Raw genomic sequence first — 13,091 nt, 5'->3', positions numbered from 1 at the left:
ATCTCAGTACCCTCAGGAAGAGAAAACAACCGTGATTCCGGGAGTAGTGGCGAGCGAAACCGGATGAGGCCAAACCGTATGCGTGTGATACCCGGCAGGGGTTGCGCATGTGGGGTTGTGGGAATGAGCTTCAGTCGTCTGCCGGCGGCTGGGCGAGTCAGAAACCGTATGGATAGGCGAAGGACATGCGAAAGGTCCGGCGTAGAGGGTAAGACCCCCGTAGCTGAAATCTGTACGGCTTGCTTGCTCATCTCCCAAGTAGCACGGGGCCCGAGAAATCCCGTGTGAATCTGGCGGGACCACCCGCTAAGCCTAAATATTCCCTGGTGACCGATAGCGGATAGTACCGTGAGGGAATGGTGAAAAGTACCGCGGGAGCGGAGTGAAATAGTACCTGAAACCGTGTGCCTACAAGCCGTGGGAGCGTCGGATGCAGCTTGCTGTATCTCGTGACTGCGTGCCTTTTGAAGAATGAGCCTGCGAGTTAGCGGTGTGTAGCGAGGTTAACCCGTGTGGGGAAGCCGTAGCGAAAGCGAGTCCGAATAGGGCGTTTGAGTTGCACGCTCTAGACCCGAAGCGGAGTGATCTAGCCATGGGCAGGTTGAAGCGGAGGTAAGACTTCGTGGAGGACCGAACCCACCAGGGTTGAAAACCTGGGGGATGACCTGTGGTTAGGGGTGAAAGGCCAATCAAACTCCGTGATAGCTGGTTCTCCCCGAAATGCATTTAGGTGCAGCGTCGTGTGTTTCTTGCCGGAGGTAGAGCACTGGATAGGCGATGGGCCCTACCGGGTTACTGACCTTAGCCAAACTCCGAATGCCGGTAAGTGAGAGCACGGCAGTGAGACTGTGGGGGATAAGCTCCATGGTCGAGAGGGAAACAGCCCAGAGCATCGACTAAGGCCCCTAAGCGTACGCTAAGTGGGAAAGGATGTGGAGTCGCAGAGACAACCAGGAGGTTGGCTTAGAAGCAGCCACCCTTGAAAGAGTGCGTAATAGCTCACTGGTCAAGTGATTCCGCGCCGACAATGTAGCGGGGCTCAAGCGTACCGCCGAAGTCGTGTCATTGCAGCAATACTCCCAACGGAGGCTGTGATGGGTAGGGGAGCGTCGTGTGCCGGGTGAAGCAGCAGCGGAAGCTAGTTGTGGACGGTTCACGAGTGAGAATGCAGGCATGAGTAGCGATACACACGTGAGAAACGTGTGCGCCGATTGACTAAGGGTTCCTGGGTCAAGCTGATCTGCCCAGGGTAAGTCGGGACCTAAGGCGAGGCCGACAGGCGTAGTCGATGGACAACCGGTTGATATTCCGGTACCCGCTTTGAAACGCCCAATATCGAATCAGGCGATGCTAAGTCCGTGAAGCCGTTCCGGACCCTTCGGGGAATGGAAAGTGGTGGAGCCGACGAACCAGACTTGTAGTAGGTAAGCGATGGGGTGACGCAGGAAGGTAGTCCAGCCCGGGCGGTGGTTGTCCCGGGGTAAGGGTGTAGGCCGAGGGGTAGGTAAATCCGTCCCTCATGAAGGTTGAGACCTGATGCCGAGCCGATTGTGGCGAAGTGGATGATCCTATGCTGTCGAGAAAAGCCTCTAGCGAGTTTCATGGCGGCCCGTACCCTAAACCGACTCAGGTGGTCAGGTAGAGAATACCGAGGCGTTCGGGTGAACTATGGTTAAGGAACTCGGCAAAATGCCCCCGTAACTTCGGGAGAAGGGGGGCCATTCCTGGTGATGAGTCTTGCACTCTGAGCTGGGGGTGGCCGCAGAGACCAGCGAGAAGCGACTGTTTACTAAAAACACAGGTCCGTGCGAAGCCGTAAGGCGATGTATACGGACTGACGCCTGCCCGGTGCTGGAACGTTAAGGGGACCGGTTAGTGACCTTTCGGGGTTGCGAAGCTGAGAACTTAAGCGCCAGTAAACGGCGGTGGTAACTATAACCATCCTAAGGTAGCGAAATTCCTTGTCGGGTAAGTTCCGACCTGCACGAATGGCGTAACGACTTCTCGACTGTCTCAACCATAGGCCCGGTGAAATTGCACTACGAGTAAAGATGCTCGTTTCGCGCAGCAGGACGGAAAGACCCGGGACCTTTACTACAGTTTGATATTGGTGTTCGGTTCGGCTTGTGTAGGATAGGTGGGAGACTTTGAAGCATCAACGCCAGTTGGTGTGGAGTCGCCGTTGAAATACCACTCTGGTCGTGCTGGATGTCTAACCTCGGTCCGTGATCCGGATCAGGGACAGTGTCTGATGGGTAGTTTAACTGGGGCGGTTGCCTCCCAAAGGGTAACGGAGGCGCCCAAAGGTTCCCTCAGCCTGGTTGGCAATCAGGTGTTGAGTGTAAGTGCACAAGGGAGCTTGACTGTGAGACCGACGGGTCGAGCAGGGACGAAAGTCGGGACTAGTGATCCGGCGGTGGCTTGTGGAAGCGCCGTCGCTCAACGGATAAAAGGTACCCCGGGGATAACAGGCTGATCTTCCCCAAGAGTCCATATCGACGGGATGGTTTGGCACCTCGATGTCGGCTCGTCGCATCCTGGGGCTGGAGTCGGTCCCAAGGGTTGGGCTGTTCGCCCATTAAAGCGGTACGCGAGCTGGGTTTAGAACGTCGTGAGACAGTTCGGTCCCTATCCGCTGTGCGCGTAGGAATATTGAGAAGGGCTGTCCCTAGTACGAGAGGACCGGGACGGACGAACCTCTGGTGTGCCAGTTGTCCTGCCAAGGGCATGGCTGGTTGGCTACGTTCGGGAGGGATAACCGCTGAAAGCATCTAAGCGGGAAGCCTGCTTCAAGATGAGTATTCCCACCTCCTTGAGAGGGTAAGGCTCCCAGTAGACGACTGGGTTGATAGGCCAGATGTGGAAGCCCGGTAACGGGTGGAGCTGACTGGTACTAATAGGCCGAGGGCTTGTCCTCAGTTGCTCGCGTCCACTGTGTTAGTTCTGAAATAACGAACGGCTGTGATTACATGCCAGCGTTCTAAATTTCATAGTGTTTCGGTGGTCATAGCGTTAGGGAAACGCCCGGTTACATTCCGAACCCGGAAGCTAAGCCTTTCAGCGCCGATGGTACTGCAGGGGGGACCCTGTGGGAGAGTAGGACGCCGCCGAACAATTTTTGTGGGGAAGCCCCGTACCTTCTGGTACGGGGCTTTTCCGCGTTCACCAACAGTGAGCCTTTTCGCAACCTCAGGTCGAGGCGTGGCGAGGGCCGGACGGAGCGCTGCTCGATGATGGCGCTGCCGAGCGGAATCACGGGTGAAGTCCGGAGGCCGGGTCGTTAGGCTCTCCGCCCATGGACGAACAGCACGTGATACGCCCGGTGCGGGTCGACGACTGGGAGAAGGTCAAGGAGCTGAGGATCGCCGGGCTCAAGGACCCGGTGGCACCGGTGGCCTTCCTGGAGACGGTGGAGCAGGCCGAGGGGCACCCCGACGAGTTCTGGCAGAGGCGGGCCGAGGGGGCGTCGCACGGGCGGGTGGCCCGGCAGTTCGTCGCGGAAGCCGCCGACGGGCGGTGGGTGGGTACGGTGTCCGTGCTCGTCGAGGAGGGCGGGACCGTCGACTTCTTCGACCAGTCCGTCGAACGGACGCAGGGACACATCGTGGGTGTGTTTGTACGGGCCGAGCAGCGGGGGACCGGACTCACCGAGGCCCTGTTCGCGGCCGCGCTGGAGTGGGCCTGGGGGCTGCAGGAGCCGGCGTTGGAACACGTACGGCTCTTCGTGCACGAGGACAACGCGCGGGCCGGCGCCTTCTACCGGAAGTACGGTTTCGAGGCGACGGGGACCGTGCTGCCCGTGCCCGGGAACCCGGCTGCCAAGGAACTGGAGTACGTGATCCGGCGGCCCGCCACTGCTTAGAACTCGGCTCCGGGCCAACGGGAGCGGGCCTGCTCGCGGCTGCGGCACAGGGCGAGGACGGGGAGCGTGTCGCCGGTCAGCAGCTCGGGGAGCCGGGGGATCGGGGCCACGGCCGCCACGTCGTCCAGCACGAGGGAGAGTGGTGGGTCGAGCCGACCGTGGGATGACCGTGCGGCCATGCGGCGGCCGTGCTCGACCACGTGAGAGGCGAGTGCGGTCAGCAACGGCATCGCACCCGGGTGGGTGCGAGGGTCCTCCAGAGCTTCACCCACCACATACAGGGTTCCCCCTTCGGCCAGGAACGAAGCCAGAGTGAGCGAATCCGTTCGGTTCTTGTTGCAGACCTCCCGGATGTGGATGGAGGTCAGGCAGGAGAGGGCACGAGCCGTCAGGTTCAGTGCGAGCTCCCGGCGTTCCGGGTGCGCGGTGAGGGCGCTCTCCAGTTCTCCGGCTGCGCCGGCCGCGGCCTGGGGGTGGGTGCGCAGGATGCGTACGGGGTCCTGGGCGCTGGTGCCCTGGGCCCAGCGGTGGAGTTGTTTGAACGGCCGGTCGTCGAGGTCGGCCGCCTGGAGCCAGCTGCGCAGGAGCGTTTCGGCGGTGTCGGCCACGGCTGTGTCCATCCGGGCCTGTGGGCGTACGGGGGCCAGCAGGGCGGCCGCGCGGGCGGCGGCGGTGTCGCGGTCGGCGCATCCCTCGGCGGGATTCCAGTGCATGCGGGCCGGGGTGTCGCACAGGTGGGAGGGGTCGTAGAGGAGGACCGGGCCGAGTTTGGCGCGGGCGTCCTTGGTCTCGGCCCAGAGGGCGGGGGAGGAGGTCACGACCAGGGCGGCCCCCTCCGTTTCGCCGATGCGGGCTGCCGCGGCGCGCAGCCGGTCGTCTGGACCGCCGTAGGCGATCTTGTGCGTGCTGTCGTGCGGGGCGGGGGCGGGGGCGGGGGCGACGGGGGCGGGTGCCGGCCGGGGTGCGTAGCCGAAGCCGTAGCGGTAGGCCTCGTCGGTCGGGCCGGCGTGGGTCGCCGGCGGGCCCGGAGGGGCTGTTGCCGGGACCGGCGCCGCGGACGGTGCGGCGGCGGGACGGGAGGCGGCCGGCGTCGGCTGCGCGGGCGCGGGTGCCAGGAGGGTGACGGGCTCCGGCGCCTCTTTGGACTGCGGGGGCAGGGACGGCGGCTCGTGCGGTACGGGGGGCCGGGCGGCCTGCCGGGCCCGAGCGCGGCGCGCTTTGGTACGGGCCACCACACCGATCACGAACACCGTCAGGACGAAGAGGACCAGCAGCTGGCTGACGAACAGGCCCCAGAACAGGCCCCAGCCGGACAGGGCCGCGGGGTCGGTGTCGGGCCAGGCCGCCGGGATGTCGTGAGGCTGCGCCGTCAGGGCGCGGACGGCCGCCGGGGTCCGGGTGAAGGTGACGCTGTCGGGCCAGGAGCCTCTTGCGAAGAGGGCGGCCAGGCCGGTGGCCGTCCAGACGAGGACGGCCAGGCCGAGGAGGAAGGCCAGGAGGGCTACCAGCAGGCCGTCCGGGATCCCGCCGCCGCGGGTGGAGGGATCCGTACGTCGTGCGTCGTGCATGGTCAGGCCACCGTGGTCGCGGATCCGGGGCTGCCGCTGCCGCGGCTGCGTTCGATGGACAGGGCGCGTTCCTCCGCTTCCAGCTCGGCGGCGAGGAGGTCGGCGGGGAGGCCGGCCGAGGCGGAGGACTCGGTCATGGCGCGGTCGGTGAAGACCAGGGGGCGTTCGGCTTCGGTGATCAGGTGTTTGACGACCTGGACGTTGCCGTTGACGTCCCAGACGGCGATGCCGGGCGTGAGGGTCGGGATGATCTCGACGGCCCAGCGGGGCAAGCCCAGTACGCGGCCCGTGGCGCGGGCCTCGTCGGCTTTCTGAGCGTAGATGGTGCGGGTGGAGGCCATCTTGAGGATGGCCGCGGCCTCACGGGCGGCGGCGCCGTCGACGACGTCGGAGAGGTGGTGGACGACGGCGACGAAGGAGAGGCCGAGGCGGCGGCCGAACTTCAGGAGGCGCTGGAACAGCTGCGCGACGAAGGGGCTGTTGATGATGTGCCAGGCCTCCTCGACGAGGAAGATGCGCTTCTTGCGGTCAGGCCGGATCCAGGTGTGCTCCAGCCACACGCCGACGATCGCCATGAGAATGGGCATGGCGATGGAGTTGCGGTCGATGTGGGAGAGGTCGAAGACGATCAGTGGCGCGTCGAGGTCGATACCGACGGTCGTGGGGCCATCGAACATGCCGCGCAGGTCGCCGTCGACCAGGCGGTCGAGGACGAGTGCCACGTCGAGGCCCCAGGCCCGGACATCGTCTATGTCGACATTCATGGCGAGCGCGGACTCGGCCTCGGGGTGGCGCAGTTGTTCCACGATGTCGGTCAGGACGGGCTGGCGGTCCCGGATGCTGTCGACGACGTGGGCGTGGGCGACCTTGAGGGCGAAGCCGGCGCGTTCGTCGAGGCCGTGGCCCATGGCCACTTCGATGATGGTGCGGAGCAGCGCGAGCTGGCCGGTCGTGGTGATGGCCGGGTCGAGGGGGTTGAGGCGGATCCCGGAGTCGTTGGCGGCGATCGGGTCCAGGCGGATGGGGGTTATTCCCAGCTGCTGGGCGATCAGGTTCCATTCGCCGACGCCGTCCTCGCCCTGGGCGTCGAGGACGACGACCTGCCGGTCCTTGAAGCGGAGCTGGCGCAGGACGTAGGTCTTCTCCAGGGCCGACTTGCCGTTGCCGGATTCGCCGAGGACCAGCCAGTGGGGGGCCGGGAGCTGCTGGCCGTATAGCTGGAAGGGGTCGTAGATGTAGCCCTTGCCGCTGTAGACCTCGCGGCCGATGATGACGCCGGAGTCGCCGAGGCCGGGGGCCGCGGTGGGCAGGTAGACGGCTTGCGCCTGCCCGGTGGAGGTGCGTACGGGCAGGCGCGTGGTTTCGACTTTGCCGAAGAGGAAGCTGGTGAAGGCGTCCGTCAGCGCTGTCATGGGATCTCGCATGGGCGGCTTTCCCTCCAGCTAGCGTCGGATGCCGGTGGCGAACGGCAGGGTGTTGACGAAGGCGCGGTGGTGCTCGCGGTCGCACCACTCCAGCTTTAGGTAGGACTTGCCGGCCGAGGCGCGGATGGTGCGCTTGTCGCGGGCGAGGGCCTCCGGTGAACGCGAGGACACCGTGATGTACCCGACCAGGTTGACTCCGGCAGCGCCGCTGGCGAGATCTTCACCCCTCTGGTCGAGTCGACCGTGTGCGGCGATGTCGCGGGGGTCGACGGTGCGGTTCATCTTGGCGGCGCGGGAGGCGTCGGCCTCGTCGTTGGTCTTCTCGGTGAGCATGCGCTCGATGGCCACCTCGGTGGGTTCCAGGTCCATGGTGACGGCGACGGTGCGGATGACGTCGGGGGTGTGGACGAGGAGCGGGGCGAGGAAGTTCACGCCGACGGGGGTCATGGGCCATTCCTTGACCCAGGCGGTGGCGTGGCACCAGGGGGCGCGGGTGGAGGACTCACGGGTCTTGGCCTGGAGGTAGGTGGGTTCCACCGCGTCGAGTTCGGCCGGCCAGGCGTTGCGCTTGGTCATGGCCTGGATGTGGTCGATGGGGTGGTCGGGGTCGTACATGGAGTGCACGAGGGAGGCGAGGCGGCCCTGGCCGAGGGGCTGGCGGACGCGGATGTCGGCCTCGGCGAGGCGGGCGCAGATGTCGGTGAGCTCGCGGGCCATGACGATGGCGAGGCCGGCGTCCCGGTCGAGCTTGCGGCCCTTGCGGGGGGTGGCGGCGCGGGCGATGGTGACGGCTTCGGCAGCCAGGTCGCGGGTGTAGTGCATGCAGGCGACGAGGTAGGCGCGGTGCTGCTCGGAGGAGGTGGACACCATCGACTGGAGTTGGTCGTAGGAGTCGCGCAGCCAGACGGGGGCCTGGGTGTCGCCGCGCTGGGCGACGTCCTTGGCGTGGGCGTCGGGGTCGGCGGGCAGGGTGCGGGCGAGCATCTGGAGGCGGGTGACGAAGCCGTCGCCGTTGGCCACGTGCTTGAGGAGGGTGCCGAAGCGGTCGACGAGAGCTTCCTGGTCCTCGCTGTCGCGCAGGCCGACGCCGGGGCCCTCGATCTCGATGGCGGCGGTGACGGTGCGGCGGTCGGCGTGCAGGAGCACGGCGATCTCGTCGGGGCCGAAGGGGGCGGCGAGCCAGTTGATGCGGCCGATGCCGGGGGGCGGGCCGACCTCGACCTCACGGCCGTCGGCGGCGCGGACGCCGGCTTCCATGGCGCCGGATCGGTAGGTGGTGCCGCGGCGGAGGGTGCGCTTGTAGCTGCGGCTGATCTCGAACCAGCGGTAGAAGGTGCGGCCCTTGTACGGGACGTACACGGCGGCGAGCGCGAGCGCGGGGAAGCCGACGAGGCTGACGATGCGCAGGGTGAGGTCGGGGACGAGCAGTCCGCTCATCATGCCGAAGAACGCCCCCGTGATGATGAGGGCGATCTCGCCGGTCTCGCGGTTCTTGCCGACGATCGCGTTCGGCCGGGCGCGGCCGATGAGATACGTGCGGCGGGGCGCGACCGGGTGCAGCTGGTGGGACTGGGTCGTCAACGCCCGTCACCTCCTGTGTTCCTCGTGCTCGAGCTCGTGCGGGGCGGGGGTGCGGCGGAGGGGACAGATCCGCCGCCGCCCCCGCCGCCGGTGGTGGGGCGGCTGCTGTGGGCGGCCACGCCTCCGGAGAGGGGGTTGGCGGGGCGGGGCGCGCTGCCGCCGCCTTCGCCTCCGCGGTGTGCGCCGCGGCTGCTGTGGGTCTTGATGCCCTGGGAGACGAGGGAGGCCGGGGAGCTGATGACGGCGGCGGCCTGGGCGCCGTCGGTGGCCTTGCTGCGGTTCGAGCGGGCGGAGGCGATCTCGTCGCCGAAGCCGGGGACGAAGCGGTAGATCATCGCGGAGGCGAAGATCGCCAGCAGGATGATGGAGAGGCCGGTGACGACGGCGGAGAAGGCGTTCGGGCCCTGTTCCCCGGTGAGGGCGCCGGCGAGGCCGAGGACGATGACGATGACCGGCTTCACGAGGATGACGGCGATCATGATGCCGGCCCAGCGGCGGACGTGGCCCCAGAGGTTGCGGTCGACGAGTCCCGAGTAGACGACGACGCCGAGGAGGGCGCCGACGTAGAGGAGGGCTGCGCGGATGAAGAGTTCGAGGAAGAGGATGCCGGCGGCGAGGACGGTGACGAGGGAGACGACGATCAGCATGATCGGGCCGCCGCCGATGTCGTTGCCCTTCTTGAGGGCCTCGGAGAAGGAGCCGAAGAAGACGTCGGTCTGGCCGCCGGTGGCGGAGGCGATGACCTCGGTGACGCCGTCGGTGGCGGAGACGACGGTGTAGAGGATCAGGGGGGTGAAGGCGGAGGCCAGGACGGTGAGCCAGAGGAAGCCGATGGCCTCGGAGAGGGCGGTGGTGAGGGGGACGCCGCGGACGGCACGCTTGGCGACGGCGAAGAGCCACAGGACGAGCGTGAGGATGGTGGAGGCGGCGAAGACGACGGCGTACTGCTTGAGGAAGGCGGCGTTGGTGAAGTCGACGTTGGCGCTGCCGTTGACCGCTTCGCTGAGTTTGGTGACGATCCAGGCGGCGGCGTCGGCGCAGCCCTTGGCGAGGGAGGCGAGGGGGTTGAGGGCGTCACCGCCGTCGCTGGGGGCCAGTCCGGTCCCGGAGGTGCCGCCGGATGCGCCCGTACCGTTCTCGCAGTACTGCTTGGAGGGGCCGTCGAGGAGGGCGCAGGGGTCGTTGGTGGCCTGCGGTGTGGCGGCGGGTGCGGTCGGATCGGGGGCGGCGGGCGCGGCATGGGCGCGGGTCGCCAGGGCGGCGAGGGCGACGTGGGCGGAGGCGATCACGCCCAGTCGGGTCGGCAGCCGGTGGCTAGCGGGCATAGGTGAATCCCCCGAATTCCTTGATGGCCTTGCTCATGTCGTCGGACGTCGACACAGGGACATCGCCGGGAACCGGGGCGGGTCCGTCCTGTTGGGTGTCGTCGACGACCTTCCAGTCGTCGCCGGCCCAACTCAGCTCGAAGGTCCAGGTCTTCCAGAGGGTCCGGACCGGGTCGGTGGACTTGGTGCCGGACATGCCGATCAGGCCGGTGTACCAGACGGAGACCTTGGCGGCGGTCGGCGTGTAGCTCTCCACCCTGGTGCCGATTGGGACGGTGCGGGTGACGAAGGTGCTGCCCTGGGGGGCATTTCCGTTCGCGTCGAGGCCGAGCCTGGCGAGGAAGGCCGCCGAGTAGGCCTCGTCCTGCGGGCCCTTCATTCTGGACGCTACGTCGGGTGCGTAGATGCTGTCGACGAGGGCGTGGCGGGTGGCCTTCCGGAACATTCCGTCGGAGCCCAGGGCGACGGCGTAGTTGGCGGCCGCCGACTGGGCGCCCTGTTCGTCGTGGGCGAAGCCCTTCGGGATGCCCGCGGTCTTGCCGGTGACCGGGTCCGTGCCCGTGGCGGCGGTGGAGGCGGCGGCCGGGGCGTCGTCGGAGGGGCGGTCGTCGGCGGTGTCGGGGGTCTGGTTGGCGAAGGCGATGGCGGCGACGAGGAGGACCACCACGCCGACCACGGTGACCAGGCTGCGGGGGGCGCGGGAGGTGCGGCGGGCGGGGCCGTAGGGGTCGGCGGGGGCTTCGGGGAGGCGGGTGCGGGTCTGGCCCGTGCCGCCGATCTCGCCGTGGCCGGCCGCGCCGCCGTACCGGTCGTCGTTGCTCATTGGGTTTCCGCCCCCTCCGCGTCGTACGACGGTAGCGCTGGTTCCCGCGTGGATGCGGTGCGGTGAGTCCTCATCAGGTCGGGGCCACCGCTGGTCGGTCGGGTCAGACGGCCATTCCGTAGACGATCGTGAAGAGCGTGCCGAGGGAGCCGATGATGAACACGCCCGTGAGGCCGGCCACGATCAGGCCCTTGCCCTGTTCCGCGCTGAACGTGTCGCGCAGGGCGGTCGCGCCGATGCGCTGTTTGGCGGCGCCCCAGATGGCGATGCCGAGGCAGAGGAGGATCGCCACGGCCATGACCACCTCGATCATGACCTTCGCTTCGTTGCCGAGACTGCCGAACGGCCCCCAGTTCGGGGCGATTCCGCCGATGATGGTGGTGATGTCGCCCTTTTCGGCTGCCAGGATCATGTAACTCACCGCCCCTGTATGGGTAGTTCCGGATGCCCGCTGCCCGACGGCAGGGGTCACGCACTATCTTCGCTGATGAAACCGCCGTCGTCGTCGACTTGTCGGCTCTCTTTACCCGATCTCGCGGCCCGCGACCGGGTTCCGCGCTCTGACCTGGGTCGGGCTGCCGTCCGTACGCAAGAACGTGCGGTCACTCTGTGTATCACGGGGGGTGACGCCGGGCAATGATTGTCCTCTCGGCATACGGGGGGCGGGGTCAGGGGCCGCCGTTCGGAGCAGCGGGGCCGCGTGTCGTTGGGCCGACCCGCTGACATATGTCCGACATTCCGTCAGCCATCCGGCCGGGCCCGGGGTTGCGGGCGAAGCTCCACGTCGTCAGGTGGTACGACGTGGGGAGCGGCGGATGGGTTCCGTGTGCGGGGCGGTGCGGAGGTGGTCACCCCTGCCGGGGCCGTGGTCGAGACCTCGTGTCCGCCGTCGCCGAACCGCACACCCGGGCGGTGCCGCGGGCACCCGTCTCCCGAACCGCCGGGGCCGCGGCGTTGTCAGTGGGCTGCGGCAGGCTGGAGGGATGACGACTACCTGGACTCTTGCGGATCTCGAGGCGGCCATCAGGGCGGGATGGTCCGCCGACACCACCGAGCCGACCGACATCAGCCGGGTGCCGTGGACTTCGGAGAATCCGGCCTGGGGGCAGTGTGACATCACCGCTCTGGTCGTGCAGGACCTCGTGGGTGGTGACCTGGTGCTGGGCGAGGTATTCCACGAGGGCCGGCAGGAGGGCTACCACTGGTGGAACCTGCTGCCCGGAGGCATCCGCGTCGACCTGACGAGGGACCAGTTCCGGCGGGGTGAGACGGTCACGCCCGGACGGGTGGTGAAACGGCCGGGCGGGCGGCTGAGCCGGCGCTGGGAGGAGTACCAGCTGCTGCGGCAGCGGGTGATCGACAAGCTGGGACCGCTGCCGGGGGTGATGGTGACTGGGGACGGGCGGCGCCTGGCCTACACGGACTTCGGGGGGCCGGGCGTGCCGCTGCTGGCGCTGCACGGGCACTTCGGGGCGGGAACCGGATTCGAGCGGCTGGCCGGGGAGGTGGGCCCGGCGTGGCGGGTGATCGCGCCGGACCAGCGCGGGCACGGGGATTCCGACCGGGCGGGGGAGTACACGCGGGACGGGTACGTCGCGGACGCGGCCGCGCTGCTGGAGCACGTGGGCTTGGGGCCGGCGGTGGTACTGGGGCATTCGCTGGGCGGGGTCAACGCCTACCAGCTGGCCGCGCGGCGGCCCGATCTCGTGCGGGCGGTGATCGTCGAGGACATCGGGGCGGTGGTCGACGGCGACCTGTCGTTCGCGCGCGCCTGGCCGCGGCGGGCCGCGACCCGCGCCGGGTTCCTGGCCGGGGTGGGGAGCGCGGCGCCGCATCTGGAGGGGGCGCTGCGGGAGCATCCGGACGGGTGGGGCACCGCGTTCGAGGTGGAGGACATGGTGGCGTCGCAGCAGGCGCTGAACGGCGACCACTGGGAGGACTGGCTGCGGGTGGAGAGCCCGACGCTCCTGGTGCGGGGGGACCGGAGCGGTGTGCTGTCGGCGGAGCACGCGCGGGAGATGACGGTACGGAGGGCGGGGGTGCGGCTGGTGGAACTGCCGACGGGACACGCGGTGCGGGAGGGGGATCCGGAGGGGTACTTCGCCGCGGTGCGGGGCTTTCTGGCGCGGGTGGCCGGCGGCCAGGGGGCCGCTGTCTGATCGCTCGTCGGGAGGGTCGGCGAGGCCGGCCCGACCGCCGGTCGGGCGGGGCGGCCGGTGTCGGGCTGCCGGGGCGGCGGTTTCGCGGTCCGGGTGGAGTCCGGGCGGTTGGCCGGTGGTGCTGTCGGGAGAGTGATCGCCGGAGACCGGATTACCGGGCGGCGCCCCTGTCCGCTGCGTCGTCCGGACGCCGGTCCCGAGGCCGGTCGGGCGTGCGCCGGGCGGGCGGTGTCGAGGCGTCAGGGGTGGGCGGTACGGGTGCGTCGCCCGCCGGGGCGGCGTTTCTGGGGGGGGGGTGGGGTTCGTAGGGTGTTCGTGGGCTGTGCGGTGGCTGTGACGCGGGTCACGG

The 13,091-nt window shown here is 68.1% G+C and carries 8 protein-coding genes and 2 rRNA genes (1 of these 10 only partly in view); 4 read left to right on the top strand and 6 right to left on the bottom strand.

From position 1 onward, the window contains the following. The 3 genes from R4Z63_RS14510 to R4Z63_RS14500 all read left to right on the top strand — a co-directional run. Window positions 1-2,917: ribosomal RNA gene (locus tag R4Z63_RS14510) — 23S ribosomal RNA — on the top strand; it begins 201 nt to the left of the window's first position. 79 nt (window positions 2,918-2,996) lie between these two features. Further along, window positions 2,997-3,113 (top strand): 5S ribosomal RNA (gene rrf / locus R4Z63_RS14505). 182 nt (window positions 3,114-3,295) lie between these two features. Further along, window positions 3,296-3,862 carry a GNAT family N-acetyltransferase gene (locus tag R4Z63_RS14500; protein ID WP_384450268.1) on the top strand — a complete coding sequence of 189 codons (567 nt, stop codon included), beginning with the start codon at window positions 3,296-3,298 and terminating at the stop codon, window positions 3,860-3,862. On the opposite strand, the gene R4Z63_RS14495 is transcribed toward R4Z63_RS14500, so the two are convergent. From R4Z63_RS14495 to R4Z63_RS14470, 6 genes are all read right to left on the bottom strand, one after another. Beyond that, window positions 3,859-5,430, bottom strand: coding sequence for a P-loop NTPase family protein (locus R4Z63_RS14495; RefSeq protein ID WP_384450271.1), 1,572 nt, complete (start codon window positions 5,428-5,430; stop codon window positions 3,859-3,861). The two genes, R4Z63_RS14500 and R4Z63_RS14495, sit on opposite strands and share 4 nt — an antisense overlap. Window positions 5,431-5,432: 2 nt before the next feature. Continuing rightward, window positions 5,433-6,854: an ATP-binding protein gene (locus tag R4Z63_RS14490; protein ID WP_037924553.1), complete on the bottom strand. Its 1,422-nt coding sequence runs from the start codon at window positions 6,852-6,854 to the stop codon at window positions 5,433-5,435. An 18-nt stretch (window positions 6,855-6,872) separates the two neighbouring features. Then, window positions 6,873-8,435, bottom strand: coding sequence for an SCO6880 family protein (locus tag R4Z63_RS14485; RefSeq protein WP_037924555.1), 1,563 nt, complete (start codon window positions 8,433-8,435; stop codon window positions 6,873-6,875). After that, the gene (locus tag R4Z63_RS14480) at window positions 8,432-9,760 is read right to left on the bottom strand and encodes a hypothetical protein (RefSeq protein WP_384450274.1); all 1,329 of its coding nucleotides are present in this window, start codon (window positions 9,758-9,760) and stop codon (window positions 8,432-8,434) included. The genes R4Z63_RS14485 and R4Z63_RS14480 overlap by 4 nt, the downstream gene beginning before the upstream one ends. After that, the gene (locus tag R4Z63_RS14475; RefSeq protein ID WP_384450277.1) at window positions 9,750-10,583 is read right to left on the bottom strand and encodes a DUF8175 domain-containg protein; all 834 of its coding nucleotides are present in this window, start codon (window positions 10,581-10,583) and stop codon (window positions 9,750-9,752) included. The genes R4Z63_RS14480 and R4Z63_RS14475 overlap by 11 nt, the downstream gene beginning before the upstream one ends. A 103-nt stretch (window positions 10,584-10,686) precedes the next feature. Continuing rightward, window positions 10,687-10,995: a DUF8827 family protein gene (locus R4Z63_RS14470; RefSeq protein ID WP_008742356.1), complete on the bottom strand. Its 309-nt coding sequence runs from the start codon at window positions 10,993-10,995 to the stop codon at window positions 10,687-10,689. A 571-nt stretch (window positions 10,996-11,566) separates the two neighbouring features. Between R4Z63_RS14470 and R4Z63_RS14465 the strand changes: the two genes are divergently transcribed. Further along, complete coding sequence (locus tag R4Z63_RS14465; RefSeq protein ID WP_384450280.1) at window positions 11,567-12,742, top strand: alpha/beta fold hydrolase; 1,176 nt, start codon at window positions 11,567-11,569, stop codon at window positions 12,740-12,742. Window positions 12,743-13,091 lie beyond the last annotated feature (349 nt).

This window comes from Streptomyces sp. PL-29, from assembly GCF_058344425.1.
This window is presented reverse-complemented; position numbering and strand designations above follow the sequence as displayed.